16 protein-coding genes and 1 tRNA gene are annotated in these 19,660 nt (G+C 65.9%); 6 read left to right on the top strand and 11 right to left on the bottom strand.

The window, feature by feature from the left end; translation table 11 throughout:
• Positions 1-23: 23 nt before the first annotated feature.
• The 5 genes from hrpB to FGU64_RS14770 all read right to left on the bottom strand — a co-directional run bounded on the left by hrpB (position 24) and on the right by FGU64_RS14770 (position 6,873).
• Complete coding sequence (hrpB, locus tag FGU64_RS14790) at positions 24-2,633, bottom strand: ATP-dependent helicase HrpB (RefSeq protein WP_139953893.1); 2,610 nt, start codon at positions 2,631-2,633, stop codon at positions 24-26.
• 255 nt (positions 2,634-2,888) lie between these two features.
• Positions 2,889-3,584, bottom strand: a complete 696-nt coding sequence (locus FGU64_RS14785; protein ID WP_139953892.1) for an ROK family protein — start codon at positions 3,582-3,584, stop codon at positions 2,889-2,891.
• 5 nt (positions 3,585-3,589) lie between these two features.
• The gene (zwf, locus tag FGU64_RS14780) at positions 3,590-4,966 is read right to left on the bottom strand and encodes a glucose-6-phosphate dehydrogenase (protein ID WP_139953891.1); all 1,377 of its coding nucleotides are present in this window, start codon (positions 4,964-4,966) and stop codon (positions 3,590-3,592) included.
• Positions 4,967-4,972: 6 nt separating this feature from the next.
• The gene (gene gnd / locus FGU64_RS14775; RefSeq protein WP_136357398.1) at positions 4,973-5,977 is read right to left on the bottom strand and encodes a phosphogluconate dehydrogenase (NAD(+)-dependent, decarboxylating); all 1,005 of its coding nucleotides are present in this window, start codon (positions 5,975-5,977) and stop codon (positions 4,973-4,975) included.
• Between the two features lie 158 nt (positions 5,978-6,135).
• Positions 6,136-6,873 (bottom strand): hypothetical protein, encoded by a 738-nt coding sequence (locus FGU64_RS14770; RefSeq protein WP_139953890.1) that lies wholly within the window; start codon positions 6,871-6,873, stop codon positions 6,136-6,138.
• 196 nt (positions 6,874-7,069) lie between these two features.
• Here FGU64_RS14770 and FGU64_RS23330 point away from each other — a divergent pair, with 196 nt between their 5' ends.
• Positions 7,070-7,219, top strand: a complete 150-nt coding sequence (locus tag FGU64_RS23330) for a hypothetical protein (protein ID WP_168734515.1) — start codon at positions 7,070-7,072, stop codon at positions 7,217-7,219.
• 93 nt (positions 7,220-7,312) lie between these two features.
• Here FGU64_RS23330 and FGU64_RS14765 read toward each other — a convergent pair whose 3' ends face one another.
• Positions 7,313-8,344 carry a class I SAM-dependent methyltransferase gene (locus tag FGU64_RS14765; RefSeq protein ID WP_139955394.1) on the bottom strand — a complete coding sequence of 344 codons (1,032 nt, stop codon included), beginning with the start codon at positions 8,342-8,344 and terminating at the stop codon, positions 7,313-7,315.
• Between the two features lie 325 nt (positions 8,345-8,669).
• Here FGU64_RS14765 and FGU64_RS14760 point away from each other — a divergent pair, with 325 nt between their 5' ends.
• Positions 8,670-10,637 (top strand): EAL domain-containing protein, encoded by a 1,968-nt coding sequence (locus FGU64_RS14760; protein ID WP_246671351.1) that lies wholly within the window; start codon positions 8,670-8,672, stop codon positions 10,635-10,637.
• Positions 10,638-10,709: 72 nt separating this feature from the next.
• Here FGU64_RS14760 and FGU64_RS14755 read toward each other — a convergent pair.
• Positions 10,710-10,785, bottom strand: a tRNA-Ala gene (locus FGU64_RS14755).
• Positions 10,786-10,956: 171 nt separating this feature from the next.
• On the bottom strand, positions 10,957-11,346 hold the full coding sequence (locus FGU64_RS14750; protein WP_139953888.1) for a TIGR02300 family protein: 390 nt from the start codon (positions 11,344-11,346) through the stop codon (positions 10,957-10,959).
• A gap of 211 nt (positions 11,347-11,557) precedes the next feature.
• Between FGU64_RS14750 and aroA the strand changes: the two genes are divergently transcribed.
• The 4 genes from aroA (at position 11,558) to rpsA (ending at position 16,179) form a co-directional block, all read left to right on the top strand.
• Positions 11,558-12,919 (top strand): 3-phosphoshikimate 1-carboxyvinyltransferase, encoded by a 1,362-nt coding sequence (aroA, locus tag FGU64_RS14745; protein ID WP_139953887.1) that lies wholly within the window; start codon positions 11,558-11,560, stop codon positions 12,917-12,919.
• Between the two features lies 1 nt (position 12,920).
• The gene (locus tag FGU64_RS14740; RefSeq protein WP_139953886.1) at positions 12,921-13,625 is read left to right on the top strand and encodes an SDR family oxidoreductase; all 705 of its coding nucleotides are present in this window, start codon (positions 12,921-12,923) and stop codon (positions 13,623-13,625) included.
• Complete coding sequence (gene cmk, locus FGU64_RS14735) at positions 13,622-14,269, top strand: (d)CMP kinase (protein WP_139953885.1); 648 nt, start codon at positions 13,622-13,624, stop codon at positions 14,267-14,269. Before FGU64_RS14740 ends, cmk begins: the two co-directional genes overlap by 4 nt.
• A gap of 203 nt (positions 14,270-14,472) precedes the next feature.
• Positions 14,473-16,179 (top strand): 30S ribosomal protein S1, encoded by a 1,707-nt coding sequence (gene rpsA, locus FGU64_RS14730; protein WP_136357413.1) that lies wholly within the window; start codon positions 14,473-14,475, stop codon positions 16,177-16,179.
• Between the two features lie 117 nt (positions 16,180-16,296).
• On the opposite strand, the gene FGU64_RS14725 is transcribed toward rpsA, so the two are convergent.
• The 3 genes from FGU64_RS14725 to FGU64_RS14715 are packed head-to-tail and all read right to left on the bottom strand — an operon-like array spanning position 16,297 to position 19,534.
• Positions 16,297-17,004, bottom strand: a complete 708-nt coding sequence (locus FGU64_RS14725; protein WP_139953884.1) for an SDR family NAD(P)-dependent oxidoreductase — start codon at positions 17,002-17,004, stop codon at positions 16,297-16,299.
• Between the two features lie 53 nt (positions 17,005-17,057).
• Positions 17,058-18,689, bottom strand: coding sequence for a 5-guanidino-2-oxopentanoate decarboxylase (locus FGU64_RS14720; RefSeq protein ID WP_139953883.1), 1,632 nt, complete (start codon positions 18,687-18,689; stop codon positions 17,058-17,060).
• A complete protein-coding gene (locus FGU64_RS14715; RefSeq protein WP_139955393.1) occupies positions 18,686-19,534 on the bottom strand; it encodes an arginine deiminase family protein in 849 nt (282 codons plus the stop codon). Before FGU64_RS14715 ends, FGU64_RS14720 begins: the two co-directional genes overlap by 4 nt.
• Between the last annotated feature and the right edge of the window lie 126 nt (positions 19,535-19,660).

Raw genomic sequence — 19,660 nt, 5'->3', positions numbered from 1 at the left:
CCAGATGGCCGGCGGCATGACCTTTAGCCGCCGCGCGGCTTGGCGCGGCTGGTCGGCGCCGCTGCAAGCGGGTTCTCGGGCCAGACATGCTTCGGATAGCGGCCGCGCATGTCGGCGCGCACGTCGATCCAGGAGCCGCGCCAGAAGCCGGGCAGGTCGCGCGTCGTCTGGATCGGCCGATGCGCCGGCGACAAAAGCTCCAGTGTCAGCGGCACGGTGCCACCGGCGATGGACGGGTGGCGGTCGAGGCCGAACAACTCCTGCACGCGGATCGCCAGGACCGGCGCCCCCCGGTCGTAACGGACAGGCACGCGGCTGCCTGACGGCGCGTCGAAATGAGTCGGCGCGAGCTGATCCACCCTGCGCTGGAGGTCGTGCGGCACCAGCGACAGCAGGCCGGAAAACAGGACGCCCGGCGAAATGACGGCCAGCGTCGCGGCACCGGTCAGGAACGGCGCCAGCCAGTCGTCGAGTCGGTCGAGCAGTGCCGCGTCGCCCATATCAGGCCACGGCGCGCCGAGGCCGTGATGCAACCAGGCGAGCCGATTGCGCAGCGCCTCCGTCTCCTTGTTCCACGGCAGGATGGCGAGACCGTTGGCGCGCACGGCGTCGAGGATGGCGCGGTCCGCATCGGCACCGGCGGGCGCCGGCAGCATGCGCTCGGCGAGCGTGACGGCACCGAGCCGTTCCGTCTCCCGCACCCTGACCGCGCCGCGCTCACGATCGAAGGCCGTTTCGCGGCTAATCTCGATGCGCTCGCCAAGGGTCGCGCGGACGTCGGCCTCGTCTACCGCCGCCGCGGCGGTAATGCGCGCTTCCCTCGCCTTGCCGGTGAGATCGGCGACGACCAGCCACGGCTCGCCCGCCAGCGGATCGGCAGCGTCTAGCGCCGCGCCCGAACCGTTGGCGAGAACGAAACGGCCGCGCTCGCCACGTGCCTTGGCGACGCGGTCCGGCCAGGCGTGGAGGAGGAGGGCGCCGGGGCTGGCCTCTTGTCTTGAGAGCGAAGTGGCGGAGCGGTTCGCTTCTGCGTAGGGCAGCATACCCCCACCCCTGACCCCTGCCCTCAAGGGGGAGGGGAAGCTACCGCGCGCCAAGTCCCCCTCCCCCTTGAGGGGAGGCATCAGGGGTGGGGGTTCTTTCAAGCCCGTTGCCGACAAAGCACTTCTTGCCAGTCTCTCCGCCAATTGCCGCGCCGCATTGGCGCGCGGCGATCTCTCGCTTCGAAAACGCATCAGCCGTCGTTCCAGATCGACGGCGTCGCCGCCCAATCCGCGCTCGGTGAGCAGCACGGCAAGCTCGGCCGCTGGCCGTGCGGCACCCGCTCGCGCCGCCTCGGCCACCATATGCGCCAGCCTGACAGGCAGAGCGAGCCGGCGCATGGCGGCGCCGGATTCCGTCAGCCGGCCGGCCTCGTCGATGGCGTCCAGCGTGCGCAACAGGCTGCGCGCCTCAGCGAGCGCCGGGACCAGCGGCGGGTCCAAAAAGGCCAGGCTCGCCGGATCGGCGACACCAAAGGCGGCGCAGTCGAGCATCAGCCCCGAAAGGTCGACTTCGAGGATTTCCGGCGGCGTGAAGACGGGCAGCGCCGCCGTCTGCTCGGCCCGCCACAGCCGGATGGCGACGCCCGCCTGCGTGCGGCCGGCGCGGCCGGCGCGCTGGTCTGCCGAGGCCTTCGACACACGCACCGTCTCCAGCCGTGTCAGGCCGGAGGCGGGTTCGTATTTCGGCAGCCGCGACAGGCCGGAATCGATCACCACGCGCACACCGTCGATGGTGATCGAGGTCTCGGCGATCGCGGTGGACAGCACCACCTTGCGGCGGCCGGGCGGCGCCGGGCGGATCGCCGCGTCCTGTGCCTTGCCGTCGAGTTGACCGTAAAGCGGCACCACATCCACGTCGGCGCCAATGCGGCCGTCCAGCCGCTCGGCGGTGCGCTGGATCTCACGCTGGCCGGACAGGAAGGCAAGCACGCTGCCGCTCTCCTCGGCAAGCGCCTCCCGGATGGCTCTCGCCACCGCGTCCTCGATCGGCTCTCCCGGCGGCCGTTCATGGTAGCGGATATCGACAGGGAAGGAGCGTCCCTCGCTCTCGACCACCGGCGCGCCGGAAAGCAGCTTGGCCACGCGCGCGCCGTCAAGCGTCGCCGACATCACCAGCAGACGCAGGTCCGGCCTGAGCGCGCCTTGGACGTCGAGCGCCAGCGCGAGACCGAAATCGCCGTCCAGCGAGCGCTCGTGGAATTCGTCGAAGAGCACGGCCGAGACGCCGGGCAGTTCGGGATCGTCGAGGATCATGCGCGCCAGCACGCCTTCGGTGACGACGAGAATCTTCGTCCGTGCCGAGGTGCGGTTCTCCATGCGCATGGCATAGCCGACGGTGCCGCCGACCTCCTCGCCAAGCAGTTCGGCCATGCGGCGGGCGGCGGCGCGGGCGGCGAGCCGGCGCGGTTCGAGCAGGACGATACGGCCATTTCCGAGCCATGGCGCATCGAGCAGAGCGAGCGGCACCAGCGTCGTCTTGCCGGCGCCCGGCGGCGCCACCAGCACAGCGGCGTTGCCAGCAGCAAGCGCGTCGAGGAGCGCCGGCAGCGCAGCCGCTACGGGAAGCTCGGGAAGGGCGCGAATGGTCATCGTGGCGCGGGCATAGCAGCGGCGGCCGTACGGCGGCAAGACGACGGCGGCTGCCGCCAAATCAGGATCGGAGTCGACGCAAAGATTTGGCTTCAGGGTCCGGTATTTTGGAATGCCATGCTTGGCCGACACTGGCATATGGGGCGATGATGCAAAAATCGTCCATTCGCTTCCCGTTGCGACCGGACGATTCCTCTGAGTGGCTTCATGCCTGTCGGCCGGGTGCGACGCGCCCGGCCTTTTTTCACTGGAGGCTTAGACCACCAGAGCCGGCTCGTGCCAGAGCCGGAAGCCGCCCTTGAAGGCGTTTTCGTTGTCGCCGCGCCGGGCGTTCGGCGGCAAGGCGTCGAGGAAATCGACATTGCCGCCCCCGATGACGACATAGTCGGCCTGAAGGGCGGACGAGAGGCGCTCGGCCACGTCGAACACGTATTTGCGCCATTTCTTCTTGCCGCGCTTCTTCAGCCCGCGCTCGCCGACATAGGCCTCGAAGCTCCTCCCCTTCCTGTAGGGCAGGTGCGCCAGCTCCATCGGCAGAGCGACGTTCTCCACGATCATCGCCGCACCCAGGCCCGTGCCGAGGCCGAGGAACAGCATGCGCCCGCCTTCGTAGGAGCCGGCCGCCTGCATCAGCGCGTCGTTGACGACCTTGACCGGTTTGCCGAAAGCCTTTTGGAAGTCGCAACCGACCCAGCCCTTGCCGAGATTGTGCGGCTCCAGCGTGATGCGGTTGCGGACTACCGATCCGGGATAGCCGATAGAGACGACGTCGAAAGCGAGATCGCCGACCATCTTCTGCACCGCCTCGATCATCTGGGGGCCGCTCATGTCGGGGCCGGAATCGACGCGCCGTTCGTCGCCGCCGCTGCTCAGCCGGATCTTGACATGCGAGCCGCCGACATCGACGGCCAGCACGACCTTTTCGCCGCCGGACCGGGCGCTTTTCGCCATCGCCGTCACTTCTCCGGGTCGATCCAGCCGTTGGGCGGCGCGAAATCCTTCATCGCCTCGGCCGGCCCCCAGGTGCCGGGCTTGTAGACGGCGGGGGCGGCCGCCTCGTCCAGCACCGGGCCGACGATGCGCCAGGCGATCTCGCTGGCGTCCTGGCGGGTGAAGAGCTGGCTGTTGCCGTTCATGGCGTCGCCGATCAGCCGCTCGTAGGGCTCCATGTCACCCCGAGCGTCATCGAGCGCGGTCAGCTCGACCTGCTCGCCGACCATTTCGTCACCGGGCGCCTTGCGCCGCGCGCCGATGCCGATCGCCACCTCGGGGCTGATGCGGAAGCGCACATAGTTGCCCTGGTTGCGCTTGAACTGGTCGAAGACGGCAAGCGGCGGGCGGCGGAACTGCACCACCACCTCGGTGGCGCGAACGGGAAGGTTCTTGCCGGCGCGGATGAAGAAGGGCACGTCCTGCCAGCGCCAGGTATCGACGAAGAAGCGGACGGCGGCGAAGGTCTCCACTGTCGAGCCCGGCTTGACACCCGGCTCCTTCAGATAGCCGTCGAACTGGCCGCGCACGACATCGTCCTTGGTCAGCGTGCGCACTGCCTTCAAGACTTGCACCTTCTCGTCGATCAGGTCGTCGGCCTGCTGGCTGATGGGCGGCTCCATGGCGAGCAGCAGGAGCACGTTGAGCAGATGGTTCTGCACGACGTCGCGGATGCAGCCGACCTCGTCATAGAACTTGCCGCGCCCTTCGACGCCGAAATTCTCGGCCATGGTGATCTGCACGCTCTCGACATAGTTGCGGTTCCAGATCGGCTCGAGGAAGGAATTGGCGAAGCGGAAATAAAGCAGGTTCTGGATCGCTTCCTTGCCGAGATAATGGTCGATGCGGAAGATCGCCTTTTCCTCGAACACCAGATGCAGCACCCGGTTCAGCCAGCGCGCCGATTGCAGGTCGCGGCCGAACGGCTTTTCCACCATCAGCCGCGCGCCCCTGGCGCCGCCCGACTGCTCCAGCCCCTGCACCACCGGCTCGAACATCGAGGGCGGCACGGCGAGATAGTAGAGCGGACGATGGAAGCCTTGCAGCGCTTCGGTCAGCTTGTCGAAGGTGGACTGGTTGCGATAGTCGCCGCTGACGTAGCGCAACAGGCCGGCGAGCTTCCTGAACACCTTCTCGTCGACCTTGCCGACGGCAGCCTTGATGCCGTCATGGGCGCGCTCGACGAGCTGTTCGACCGTCCAGTCGTCATAGGCGATGCCGACCACAGGTTCGGTGAGGATGCCGCGCTGCACCATCGAATAGAGCGCGGGAAAGATCTTCTTGTGGGCGAGGTCGCCGGTGGCGCCGAACAGCACCAGCACGTCGGATCGTTGTTCGCTCATACCCCCTCAGCCCTTCTTCTCGACGTGGCCGCCGAAGGCGAAGCGCATGGCCGACAGGAGCTTGTCGGCGAAGGCTGACTCACCCTGCGAGGAGAAGCGGTCGAACAGTGCCGAGGAGAGCACCGGCGCCGGCACGCCGGTGTCGATGGCCGCCTTCAGCGTCCAGCGCCCCTCGCCCGAATCGGAAACGCGGCCACCGAACTTCGCCAGCGCCGGATCGTCCTTCAGCGCGCCGGCGGTGAGATCAAGCAGCCAGGAGCCGATCACCGAGCCGTGCCGCCAGACTTCGGCCACCGCCGGCAGATCGATGTCGAACTGGTAATATTGCGGCGTCGGCAGCGGACTGGTCTCGGCGTCGGCAGCACGCTTTTCCTTGCCGGCATTGGCGGCCTTCAGGATGTTCATGCCCTCGGCATAGGCGGCCATGACGCCATATTCGATGCCATTATGCACCATCTTGACGAAATGGCCGGCACCGCTCGGCCCGCAGTGCAGGTAGCCGAAGGGCGCGGTACCGGCGGCCTTGTCCGGCGTGGCCCCGGGATCCGCCCCGGGTGCCAGCGCGGCGAAGATCGGGTCGAGCCGCTTCACCGCGCGGTCCGGGCCGCCGATCATCAGGCAGTAGCCGCGCTCCAGCCCCCAGACGCCGCCGCTGGTGCCGACATCGACGAAATCGATGCCTTTCTTCGCCAGTTCGGCGGCCTGGTCGACCGCGTCGTGATAATAGGAATTGCCGCCGTCGACGACGGTGTCGCCGTCTTCCATCAGCGCCGCTACCTGATCGGCGATCTTCGGCGTGATGGCGGCCGGCAGCATCAGCCAGGCGGTGCGCGGCTTCGAAAGCCTGGAGATGAATTCCTCCATCGTCGAGGCGCCAATCGCACCGTCCTTGACGAGGGCTGCCACGGCGTCGGCGTTGATGTCGTAGACGACGCATTGGTGGCCGGCGCGCATCAGGCGCCTGACCATGTTGGCGCCCATCCGGCCCAATCCCATCATTCCGATCTGCATGATTTCTCCTGTCCTCGACGTGGCCCGCCGCATCCACGCATGAAAGCAATGGCCGCGACAATCCCTCAACCGCAGGCTTCATGCCAGTAGAATGTGAAAGGGACGCTTCAACCGTGCGTTACCCGCAGGGTCACAAAGCCGTCGCCCCGCGACGCGCCTTACGCCGTTGCGGCGTAGCCTTCGCCGGGCCTGGACGCCAGGTAGGCATGCTGCGCGAGATAGAAGCCCAGCAGGATTTCGGCGTTCAGTTCGAACACTTCCTCCATGGCCGACAGGATGTGCGAATGGGTGGCGACGTCGATTGCCTGCGCCAAGCCGATCAGGCCGACATGCAGGACGAGCAACGTATGGTCCGCCGGAGCAAGCGCCTTAAGGCTGATGCCTTGCCAGAACCGGAACAGCGCAAAGGCGACGAGGGCGATCGACCCCGCCAGCAGGATACCCACCCACAGCCAGGCAAGGTCGGCATTGAAATCCCGCGCCAGCCGGAAGACGAGGATCAGCAGGTCGTGGAAACCGTCCAACTGTCCGCCGCCGTAAAGCGGCGGAGGGTCGAACCCGAAAATCCGCGACCCGAAGCTGGTCTCGTCCATCAGTTCGGCAAAGCCGAGGAGCCCGGCAATGGCGAAGGGCAGACGCAACCCCCATCGACAGATCGCGTAAGCCGATCCCACGACGACAAGGAACAGGACAACGGCGCTCGCCATCTCGATGATACCATCCTCCTGCAAAAGGAGAGGTCGGATGCCGGGATCGAGGATCGCGGCAAGGGCCGAGACACAGGTGATCGCGCCGATGACAACCAACGCCGCGATCAGGAAGGGAAGCTGGCCGACCGTCCGCTGCGTCGCGCCTTTCAGGCTTGCTGCATGGTCCGGGGAAAACGCCTGTGCCACTGTCATCCTCCTGTAACAGAATCGACATCGATCCGTCACATGAGCCGGCTTTCCGGCAACCGAAGGACACTTTCCATCACAAACGCCCTGCCGACGGTTTTTGTTCGTGACACCGGATAGGACCGGGCGCCGGCAGAAGTCTTCCCTTGCCCGTCGGCACCATTGGTGATTACGTCACGCCGACTGGAGACGGACGATGCAGTACACGCACAACGAATACCTGTTCACGCGAGACCACAGGACGCCCGAGCAGGTCCGGGCAGCCCGGCGCGAGGCGGCGGCCGGCTGGATCGCGCTGATAAGCTTCACCGCCATCGTGCTCATAGCCGCCAAGATTTTCCTGTAAGTCCCGCCTTCCCAACGAGACGAAAAGAGCCGGCAGCACGGACATTTGAGGGCAGGACGCCGGCCTACCGGTCGGAGCCCAACCTCAGCGCAGTCAGTCGCGCTTTTCGATCACCGCGTACAGGACGTTGCGGTTTTCGCCGAAGAATACCCGCGCCTCGACGGAATTGCGGTCGACGCTGGCATTGACGATGTTCCACATGTCGGCTTCGGAACGCAGCAGCAGAACCCAGTTCATGAACGTTTCCCGGTAGCCGGCATCCGGATTGCCCTCGGCATAATTCGCGAAAAGGAAGGTTCCCCCGGGTTTCAGCATCTGGAGGCAGGTCTTGGTCAGTTTCACCGCCACCTTGTCCTGAAGATAGTCGTAGAGGCCTGAGGCGTAGACGAAGTCGAACTTGCCGAGCTTGTGGCTTCTCGCCAGCACCGTGCGCACGGAGCCGTCGATCGTCTCAACCGCGGTGCCGGCGAAATCGCGCGCGACCAGCCCGACGCTCAGCGGATCCTGGTCGAGCGCCACCCAGCGCTTCAGGCGCCCCTCGCGCAACGCGACAGACCGGTTCGCTTCCCGCAAATGGCCGGCAGCGATCGCCAGCACCTCGGTCTCGCTTCCTTTCGTGGCGGCGATCTCGTCGACATACCGGGCGAGCAGATCCCGTCGCTCGCGCGCCGCCACGCAAGAGGGAACATTCTGGGTATAGCCGTAGAGCGCCCTGCCGACTTCGGAAGCGCTTGCGACGCTGTCGGCGACGTGCGGATCGCAATAGATATAGTCCAGCAACTCGGCGTCGCCGGAATAGCCTCGCGGCTTGTCGAACGACCACCGTGTCAGCGGGTCTTCAAGAAAATAGTCGAGGACGGGGTGATTCTGGATAATGGGCGCAAGAGCGTTCCAGACATCGGCATGAAGCCGCAGGCGCAACGCTTCGAGACGCGCCATCAGCGGCTGTATGATCTCGGCCGGCGCCTTTTGCAGGTGGATCTGCTGCTGGGTGGCATGGAGGATGAGCGCAAGCTCGGCGCGCGCCTTGTCGAAAGCTTCGCTTCGGTTATCAAGCCGCCGTCCAAGGCCGGCAGCGATCGTTTCGTCCGTAATCAGACTTTTTCCGTCAAGAGCGGTAGCCACCAGAATCCCCATGGTTAACGGTTCGCCAACAGCGTCACCGGTCCTCCCCACCAGGTTTCGCGCCCGGTAGCATTCTAACGATTTCCTTGACGTCTGATTAACCCACTTTGAGCGCACCGGGGCATTTCGCGCCGGATTCCCTGTGCGATTAACCCAACCTTGTGGCCCCTGGCCCCATTGTTTGCGAGGCGTAGAGATCGCCGTCGCACGTTGGAGTTGTTGTGCGTTGAGGGCGGAAGCAACAAGCGGGCCGCAAAAGCCCTTCCTGAGAAGTCTCTCGGCGATGAGCGACTATGCGATATCCGCGCTGGGCGATCTTGCGCCGATGGAACCGGTCACCCAGGCCCAGGCGCTGCCCGAGGCCGCCGAATTGCGCAGGCTTTTCCACGAGCAATCGCAAGCGGCGCGCAGGGCCGCTGCGCGGCCCGGGCTCTACATCGCCGTCGTCGTCTATCTGTTCTTCGCAGTCGCCGATCTCCTGCTGGTGCCGGACGTCGCCATCTACACCATAACGGTGCGCTTCGCGGTCGGCGTGAGCGCGCTGGCCATTCTGGAAACCCTGCTCCGCTTCGACGCCCGCACGGAGTGGCTCGACGCGACCTGCGCGGGCGCGATCATTCTCGGCTATATCGGCTGGCTGCTGCCGACAGCCGCCAGCGTCAATCACGAAAGCGTCTCATATTATATGGTCTTCGGAACCATATTCATGATGAGCGCCAATCTTTTCTTCACGTTCCGGTTCCGGTTTTCGGTCGTAACGTCGCTGCTCATACTGTCCATACTGTACGTCGTGAATTATTTCGTGCCGTCGAGCTCGAACTACAAGCTGGTTTTCGGCGCTTTCTACATATCCTGCTTCGTATTCACGTCCTACATCAACTGGAAGCTGAACCGGGAGCGCTATAACGTCTTCCTGAATGCGCTCGAGGCCCGGAACCAGCACAAGGAAGCCACCGAGCGCGGCAAGGCCCTGCTCAGGCTGTCGCGGACCGATCCGCTGACCGGACTGGAGAACCGGCGTGCCGTCGACGAACGGCTGAGGGACCTCTGGAACGCCTGGCAGCTTCACGGCAGCACCTTTGCGGTTCTGCTGATAGACGTCGACTTCTTCAAGCGTTTCAACGACCACTACGGCCACCAGGAAGGCGATCGCTGCCTGACGCTGGTCGCCGACAGCCTTCGCCGGCTGGTGGAGATGCGCAATGCCTCGATCGGCCGCTACGGCGGCGAGGAATTCATCGTATTGTCCCCGCTGCAGACGCTCGAAGACGTCGCAAGACTGTCGGAGGAAATCCGGGAGGCCGTCGAGGTGCTGGGAATCACTCACAACGAGCGCCGGGACGGCACCCAGGTGGTTACGATCAGCGTCGGCGCGGCGTTCACGCGCGACCAGGCCGGCACGAAGCTCGAGAAGATCATCCACGAGGCGGACAGGGCGCTCTACCTGGCCAAGGCCAATGGCCGCAACTGCGCGCGTCTTTTCGACCCGAACGATCCGCAAAGCAGCGACGAGAGCGAAAATATCGCGGCGCTTCTGAAGATCGCCATCGAACGCGATCTCGTTTCGCTCGTCTTTCAGCCCATCCTCAGCGTGCGTTCCGGCCAGGTGGAAGCGCTGGAGGCCCTGATGCGGCTGACCATGCCGGACGGCACGGCCGTGCCGCCCAGCCTGTTCATCCCGGTGGCGGAGCGGACGGGGGCGATCCTGGAACTGGGCCGCTGGGCGATCAGGACGGCATGCGGCGAGCTCATGGCTAACGAGCATATCCGCACGATCAGCGTCAACGTGTCCCCCGTCCAGCTCAAGGCGCCGGGCTTCGCCGCCTCGGTGGCCGCAGCCTTGGGCGAAGCGGGCGTACCCGGCAGCCGTTTGGCCTTCGAGATCACCGAAGGGCTGGAAATGGAAATGCACTCGGACGTGCTGCGCTGCATCAGCGACCTGAAGCTGCTCGGCATAAAAATCTGGCTCGACGATTTCGGCACCGGCTTCGCCGGCCTGTCCTGGCTGCGGCTGATCGATTTCGACGTGGTGAAGGTCGACCGTTCCTTCCTGCATGATTGCGTCTCGCCCCGCGGCCAGGCCATGTTCCGCGATATTGTCGGGCTGCTACGCAACCGCGGTCAGAAAATCCTGGTCGAGGGGGTGGAGAGCGAGGAGCAGATGGACCTGCTTCGGAAACTCGCCATCGACCTGGCCCAGGGTTTCCACGTCGGCCGGCCTGCCCGGGCGGAAAGCTTCCGATCGTTCTTTCCGCCATCAAGGCGACAGAAGGCGCTCGGCAATCCGCTCTGACGTATGTCAGGTCGCTTCCGGCCCGGCCCGAAGGCCCGCCCGGATCGATAGTTTCGTTGTCGGGGAGGAAACTGGTGGAGCCAATCGGAATCGAACCGACGACCTCTTGAATGCCATTCAAGCGCTCTCCCAACTGAGCTATGGCCCCACGTTCCGGCAAAGACCGGCGCCGTTTCCGGCGTATAGTTCGGCAAGGCTTGGGAACCCGACCGTCAATGCAGGCGGCTTCTAGCGCCGCCTTTGCCCGATGGCAAGCCTCAGAAAGAGGCTTTTTCGCATCGGGCCTGAGAACCGGCGCGAAAGCCGCGCCGGCACGCCGTCAAACCTCGTCGTCGTCGTCGCCGACACCGATCATGTCGGAGACGTCGTCATTCTCCTCTTCCTCGTCTTCGAGGAAGGTGTCGTCGTCGTCATCGTCCAGTTCGACATCGTCGTCGTCGTCGCCGAGATCGGGCAGATCGTCGCCGCCCTTGGCCTCGTCATCGGCCTCTTCGAGCGAAACGATTTCGGCGCCTTCCTCCTCGGAGTCGACTTCCTTCTCCTCAACTTCATCCTCCTCTTCGACGGAAGAACCCTTGCCTTCCTCGAAATAGGAACGCGGATAGCTCTTGCCCGTGTAGGGGGAGACGATCGGATCCTTGTTCAGATCGTAGAATTTGCGGCCCGTTTCAGGGTCGATGCGTTTGGTGCCAAGTTCAGGTTTTGCCACGGCAAGCCTCGTCAAGAAAGAATGGTCCCCTTAACCGCTGTTCATGGCGCTGTCAAAGCCAAAAACCGGCTCCCAAAAGCCACCTTCGCGGTCCGTTTTCGGGATGACGCGACCGGCCCTCCATGATAGGAAAGCCGCGCAAAAACGCCACCCGGCCTGGAGCCCGGTTTCGACCAACAAGGCTCGGCCCACTTAAATCCAGGACAAGACGATGGCGCACGACGCCAAACAAATCCCCGCGACCGCGCGGCGGTCGCAAGCGCTTTCCGGCACCGCGCGCGTGCCGGGCGACAAGTCGATCTCGCACCGCTCCTTCATGTTCGGCGGCCTCGCCTCCGGCGAAACCCGCATTACCGGCCTGCTCGAAGGCGAGGATGTGCTGCGCACGGGCGCCGCCATGAAAGCCATGGGCGCGCAGATCGAGAAGAAAGGCGCCGAGTGGATCATCCGCGGCACCGGCAACGGCGCGCTGCTGGAGCCTGAAGGCCCGCTCGACTTCGGCAACGCCGGCACCGGCTCGCGCCTCACCATGGGCCTGGTCGGCACCTACGACATGGAAACGACCTTCATCGGCGACGCCTCGCTGTCCAGCCGGCCGATGGGCCGCGTGCTCGACCCCCTGCGCCAGATGGGCGTGCAGGTGTTGAAGGCCGCGCCCGGCGACCGCATGCCGATCACGCTGCGTGGCCCGAAGCACGCCGCGCCCATAACCTATCGCGTGCCGATGGCTTCGGCGCAGGTGAAGTCGGCCGTGCTTCTGGCCGGCCTCAATACGCCCGGCATCACCACGGTGATCGAGCCGGTGATGACGCGCGACCACACCGAGAAGATGCTGAAAGGTTTCGGCGCCAATCTCGATGTCGAGACTGACGAGCGCGGCGTGCGCCACATCTTCATCGAGGGGCAGGGGAAGCTCACCGGCCAGGTCATCGCCGTGCCGGGCGATCCGTCGTCGGCCGCCTTTCCGCTGGTGGCGGCGCTGATCGTGCCGGGTTCCGACATCGTCATCGAAAACGTGCTGATGAACCCGACCCGCACCGGACTCATCACCACGCTCATGGAGATGGGCGGCCGGATCGACGTCATCAACCCGCGCAGCGAGGGCGGCGAGGACGTCGCCGACCTGCGCGTGCGGCACTCGGACCTCAAGGGCGTGACGGTGCCGCCGGAGCGCGCGCCGTCGATGATCGACGAATATCCGGTGCTGGCGGTGGCGGCGGGCTTCGCCGAAGGCGAGACCCTGATGCAGGGCCTGGAGGAGTTGCGCGTCAAGGAAAGCGACCGGCTTGCCGCCGTTGCCAGCGGCCTGAAGCTCAACGGTGTCGACTGCACCGAAGGCGAGGCGACGCTTGCAGTACGCGGCATCCCCGGCGGCAAGGGCCTGGGCGGTGCCGGCAAGGGCGATGCGGTCGAAACCCATCTGGACCATCGCATCGCCATGAGCTTTCTTGTCCTGGGTCTGGCGGCGGAGAAGCCGGTCACGGTAGACGACGCCACCATGATCGCCACATCGTTCCCCGAATTCATGGGGCTCATGAAAGACCTTGGCGCAGAGATCGAACAGGAGGACTGACATGGCTGATACGAAAGTCGCGATGATCGTCGGCGGTGGCTCGGGCATGGGCGCGGCCGCGGCACGCAAGCTGGCGGCGGACGGCTTCGCCGTCGCGGTGCTGTCGTCTTCCGGCAAGGGCGAGGCGCTCGGCAAGGAACTCGGCGGCATCGGTTTCACCGGCTCGAACCAGTCGAACGACGACCTCAAGCGCTTCGTCGATCTGACCATCGGAAAATGGGGCCGTATCGACGCGCTGGTCAACGGCGCCGGCCACGGGCCGCGCGCGCCGCTTCTCGAGATCACCGACGAGCAGTGGCACACCGGCATCGACACCTATTTCATGAATGTCGTGCGGGCGACGCGTCTCGTCGCGCCGATCATGGTCGCCCAGAAGAAGGGCGCCATCGTCAACATCTCGACCGCCTGGGTGGATGAGCCGACGGCGCTGTTCCCCACCTCGGCCGTGGCGCGGGCGGGGCTCGCCGCCTACACCAAGCTGTTCGCCAACCAGTACGCGGCCGACAATGTGCGCATGAACAACGTGCTGCCGGGCTGGATAGACTCACTGCCCGCACTCGACGAACGCCGCGACAGCGTGCCGATGCAGCGCTACGGCACCAGCGAAGAGATCGCCGCGACCATCGCCTTCCTGGTCTCGGACGGCGCGGCCTACATCACCGGCCAGAACCTGCGCGTCGACGGCGGGCTGATGCGGTCGGTATGACCCGCCTCCTCATCGCCATCGACGGCCCGGCAGGCGCGGGCAAGGGCACGCTGGCCAGGAGGCTGGCGGACTACTATCACCTGCCGCATCTCGACACCGGGCTGACCTATCGGGCCGTCGCGCATATGCTGATCGCCAGGGGCTGGCCGCTGGGCGACGCCCCGCACGCCATCGAGGCGGCGAAGCTGGTCGATCTTTCCGCGCTCGACCGTTCGGTGCTGTCGGCGCACGCGGTAGGCGAGGCTGCCTCCAAGGTCGCGGTCATTCCCGAGGTGCGCAAGATCCTGGTCGACAAGCAGCGCGCCTTCGCCGCGCAACCCGGCGGCGCCGTTCTCGACGGCCGCGACATCGGCACGGTGGTGTGTCCGGATGCCAGCGTGAAACTCTACGTCACGGCGAGCGCCGAGGTGCGGGCGCGGCGGCGGCTGGCCGAGATCGAGGCCAAGGACGGATCGGGCGATTTCGCCACCATCCTCGCCGACATCGAGCGCCGTGACGAGCGCGACATGGGCCGCGCAGACTCGCCGCTGAAGCCCGCTGCCGACGCGCACTTGCTCGATACGTCGGAAATGGATATAGAGGCCGCGTTCCGCGCCGCGCGCGCCATCGTGGACGATGCGCTCGCCAAACGGGACACAGCCTGATCGGCTTTTTTGCTTCACGCCGTTGGTGACGGCAGGCAGAATATCCATATCAGGTGAAACCAGCCTGCCAGCATTCTTCATGCGCCGAGTTTTTTGCCGCTTATGCGGCTAGGGCTTCCAAAGGAAACCCGGAACGCCGGCAGGCCAACCGCAACGCTAACCCACGGCGCCCGCCTCCATGAGGAGGCTTTTCAGGAGACCATATGTCAGTAGCTACCCCCACTCGCGACGATTTCGCGAGCATGCTCGAAGAATCATTCTCGCCCGGCCATTCGGGCGAAGGCCAGGTCGTGCGCGGTCTCGTCACCGCGATCGAGAAGGACATGGCCATCATCGACGTCGGCCTCAAGGTCGAAGGCCGCGTGCCGCTGAAGGAATTCGGCGCCAAGGGCAAGGACGCCAAGGAAGGCGGCCTCAAGGTCGGCGACACTGTCGAAGTCTATGTCGAGCGCATCGAAAACGCGCTGGGCGAAGCCATGCTGTCGCGCGACAAGGCACGCCGCGAAGAGTCGTGGGTGCGCCTCGAAGAGAAGTTCTCCAAGGGCGAGCGCGTCGAAGGCGTCATCTTCAACCAGGTCAAGGGCGGCTTCACCGTCGATCTGGACGGCGCCGTGGCCTTCCTGCCGCGTTCGCAGGTCGACATCCGCCCGATCCGCGACGTCACCCCGCTGATGCACAACCCGCAGCCCTTCGAGATCCTCAAGATGGATCGCCGCCGCGGCAACATCGTCGTCTCGCGCCGCACCGTGCTCGAAGAGAGCCGCGCCGAGCAGCGCTCGGAGATCGTCCAGAACCTCGAAGAGGGCCAGGTGGTCGAGGGCGTGGTCAAGAACATCACCGACTACGGTGCGTTCGTCGACCTCGGTGGCATCGACGGCCTGCTGCACGTCACCGACATGGCGTGGCGCCGCGTCAACCATCCGACCGAGATCCTCAACATCGGCCAGACGGTCAAGGTGCAGATCATCCGCATCAACCAGGAAACGCACCGCATCTCGCTCGGCATGAAGCAGCTCGAGAGCGATCCCTGGAACGACATCGGCACCAAGTTCCCGATCGGCAAGAAGATCACCGGCACGGTCACCAACATCACCGACTACGGCGCGTTCGTCGAGCTGGAGCCGGGCATCGAGGGCCTCATCCACGTCTCAGAAATGTCGTGGACGAAGAAGAACGTGCACCCCGGCAAGATCCTGTCGACCTCGCAGCAGGTCGACGTGGTGGTGCTGGAGGTCGATCCGGCCAAGCGCCGCATCTCGCTCGGCCTCAAGCAGACGCTGGAGAACCCGTGGGAAGCGTTCGCCCGCAGCCATCCGGTCGGCAGCCAGGTCGAAGGCGAGGTCAAGAACAAGACCGAGTTCGGCCTGTTCATCGGCCTCGACGGCGACGTGGACGGCATGGTGCACCTCTCCGACCTCGACTGGACGCGTCCGGGCGAGCAGGTCATCGAGGAGTACAACAAGGGCGACATGGTCAAGGCCCAGGTGCTCGACGTCGACATCGAGAAGGAGCGCATCTCGCTCGGCATCAAGCAGCTTTCGCGTGACGCGGCCGGGGATGCCGCAGCTTCCGGCGAACTGCGCAAGAATGCCGTGGTGACGTGCGAAGTGACCGGCATCAAGGACGGCGGCCTCGAGGTCAAGCTGGTCGAGAGCGGTCTGGAGACCTTCATCAAGCGCTCCGACCTGTCGCGCGACCGCGACGAGCAGCGCCCCGAGCGCTTCACCGTCGGCCAGAAGGTCGACGCCCGCGTCATCGCCTACGACAAGAAGACCCGCAAGCTGCAGGTCTCGATCAAGGCGCTGGAAATCGCCGAGGAGAAGGAGGCCGTCGCGCAGTACGGCTCGACCGACTCCGGCGCTTCGCTGGGCGACATCCTGGGGGCCGCGCTGAAGAAGCAGGGCAACTAAGGTCTATTCGACATCCGGTCGCGCCGTTTTCCGCGGCGCGGCCGACAGGAATAAAAAGAACCCGCCGGATCGCTCCGGCGGGTTCTTTCGTTTCACGACGGGAAAGAGCTGTCTGTATCAGGCCTGCCCATAGAGCGGCACCAGCGCGCCGCTCATCGCCCGGTTGGCCGGCGAGGCGAGATAGACGACCGTCTCGGCCGCCGCGTCGAGCGCTACCCAGCGAGCGGGATTGGCGTCTGGCATGGCGGCGCGATTGGCCGGCGTGTCGAGCGTCGAGGGCGCGATGGCGTTGACCAGGATGTCCTTCGCCTTGACCTCCTCCGCCAGCGCCACGGTCATCGCGGCCACCGCCGCCTTGCTGGCGGCATAGGCGACCATGCCGGCGCCGCGGCGCGGATCGAGGCCGGGACGGGCCGAGACGTTGACGATGCGGCCGCCGGTTTCGGCAGCCAGCATGGCGCGCAGCGCCGCGCGGCAGCACAGGAAGGCTGTGCGTACGTTGGTTTCCATCATCTCCGCGAAGGACGCGGATTCGGTCTTGTCCAGGGGGGCGGCGGCGAATCCGCCGGCGATGTGGATGGATGCCCACAGCTCCGGCACGTCGCGGTAGAACTCGTCCACCACCGCCGGATCGGCGAGATAGATGTTGTGGACGAGGCGGACGCGTTCGTGCCCCTCGAAACCGAAACCGGGGGGTGCGGCGGCGTGGCTGTTCGGCACATGGCAGATCGCGCCTTCATCGAGGAGCCGCGACACCACCGCCGTGCCGAGCGCGCCGGTGCCGCCCGTCACCACAACATGCCTGCCTGCCAAAGTCGCAGTCATTCTCACTTCAATCCCGTTTTCACCCCGATAGGACCGTCGCGCCTTTTCGGTTGTCACTCAACCGAAATCTCGATGAGGCGGGGTTTTTGCGCGAGCCGGGCGCGCAGCAACGCCTCGCCCAGCTCTGACGGGCCGGCCAGACGCTCGGCTTCGATGCCGTAGGCCTCGGCAATCTTCAGAAAATCCGGCGGCATCGGCGACACGCCGACCGGTTCGACGCCGACGTCGCGCATCGATGTCTCGATCTCTCGATAACCGCGATTGTTCCACACCACGAAGATGACATTGGCGCCCGAATCCAGTGCCGCGCCGATCTCCGGCAAAGTGAACTGGAAGCCGCCGTCGCCGGTGAGGCAGACGACCGGCGCGTCCGGAACGGCGAGTGCCGCACCGATGGCCGCCGGCGGGCCGTAGCCCAGCGCACCGAAGCCGGTCGCGGCGCTGAACCAGCCGCCGGGACGGTCATGGTCGTAATAAAGATTGGCGGCATAGACCGGCTGAGTGGAATCGCCGACGATGAGCGCGCCGGGCAGGGCGTCGCGGATCGTTTCCACGACTTTCACCTGTGCCTGCGCGGCCGGATCGATCTCCGCCCATGCGGCGTCACGCGTGGCGGCGGCACGGGCGACGCCAGGGGTGGCCGGTCGCGCTCCGCCGCCATCGGCTCTCGCGGCGACCTGTTGTGAGGAGGCATGGTGGCCGGTCTCGTCCAGTTCCGCCATCAACGCCTCCAGCGCTCTTGCACAATCGGCCTGGATGGAAACCGTGGCTGACCGCCGCGCCAGTTGCGCCGCGTCGATGTCGATGCGCACCAGATTGGCCGGCAGGGCAAAGCCGCCGTCGCCATACATATCGTAGTCGGTCGGACCGAACTCGGTGCCGGCGGCGACGACGAAATCGGCATCTGCCATCAGCGCGCGCACGGCCTTGAGGCTGGGGCTGGCGGGCACAGTGAGCGCATGGCGGTGCATCAGGCCGCGCGCATTGGCGGTCTGGACGACCGGTGCGTCGAGCCGCTCCGCCAGGGCGCGCAGTTGCGCTTCCGCCCGCTTCGCGCCGCCACCGGCCAGGATGAGCGGCCGCCGCGCAGCTTCCACAAGCCGTGCCGCCTCGGCGATAGCGGCCGTATCAGGGTCTGCCGGCGCCGTATTGGGCCGCGACGGCACCAGCCCGTCGGCCGGCACTGTCATGACGTCGATGGGAATCTCGATATGCACTGGTCCCGGCCGGGACGAGGCAAACCGTGCAAAGGCGGATGCCAATGCGCCGGGCAGTGCGCGCGCCTCGGCGATGCGGGTGGAGGTGAGCGCCACCTTCTCCGTCATGCCGCGCTGGTCGGGCATCTCGTGCAGGTGGCCCAGTCCCTTGCCGAGCGTCGGCATGGCGTTGACGCCCGAGATCACCAGCATCGGCACGGAATCGGCGCGCGCCTGCGCCATGGCGGTGACGGCATTCGTCAGGCCCGGCCCGGTGATGACGAAGGCCACGCCGGGCTTTCCCGAAGCGCGGGCGTAACCGTCCGCCATGAAGGCGGCGCCCTGTTCGTGCCGCGGCGTGACGTGGCGGATCTTCGAGCGCGCCAGCCCGCGATACAGCTCCACCGTATGGACGCCCGGAATGCCGAACACGGTGTCGACGCCGTGGGCCTCCAGCAGCGTGATGAGGGCTTCGCCGAGGGTGGTCATTGCCTGAGGATCGGCCGCGTCAGACAGGTCGGGCCGCCCTCGCAGGCAATGCAGAGCGCATCGGCCTCGAAGGTCTGGACCGCACAGCCGGCAGCCCGCATGGCGGCGGCCGTCTTCAAGAAGCCGGCGACGGCGATCACCTGTCGCGGTGCGGTGGCCAGCACGTTGAGGCTGAGCCCGTTCGAGGCGGCGAATTCGTCGGCGTCGCCATGGACGAGCGCGATGCCGCGCTCGCGCAGGAGCTGGTAGAAAGCAGCCGGCAGGAGCGGGGCATAGACCAGCGCCAGATCGTCGGCCAGCGGCGAGATTACCGATTGCAGATGCAGGCAGGCTTCCTCGCCCTGCCACAGCGGCAAGTCGAAGCCAAGGACGGAGACGCCTTTCGGCTCAAGCAGGCCGGCGAGTTGACGGATACCGGCCTCGTTGGTGCGCACGCCACGACCGACGGCCAGCGTCTTGGCGTCAACCCACACGCAATCGCCGCCCTCGACCCGGCCCGGCGCCTCGATGCTGCCGAGAACCGGAATACCCATGCGCCGGTAGGCGGCGGCGTGCAGCGCCGGTTCCGGCTCGCGCAGCACCTTGCCCATCGACAGGACGATGGCACCGTGGTCGGTCATCAGCGAGGGATCGTGGGTGAAGACTGAGTCCGCCAGCCCGTCGTCGGCATCGGTCAGCCATTCGATTTCGGCGCCGTTGGCGGCGACCAGCTTCGCCAGTTCCTCATGCTGGAGCGCCGCCTTGCCAGCCTCGAAGCCCGGCCCATAGTGCCATTCCGACGCTCTGGCGCGCGGCATGGCGCTGGCGGCCGAGCGCATCAGCACGCGCCTGAGCGGTGCGGCCATGGATTGCGAACCGTAAGCTTTCACGCGCGCCTCATTCCTGAAAAAATAAGAGAAAATTTCATGTACCGGCATTTATACACTTGCATCCGACCGCCGCAAGTGCCGTAATATGCCGCAAAAATGGGG

This window comes from Mesorhizobium sp. 8 (genome assembly GCF_006351905.1).
Taxonomy (GTDB): Bacteria; Pseudomonadota; Alphaproteobacteria; order Rhizobiales; family Rhizobiaceae; genus Mesorhizobium; species Mesorhizobium composti.
The sequence above is the reverse complement of the archived record's forward strand: the minus strand, read 5'-3'. Positions and strand labels throughout refer to the sequence as shown.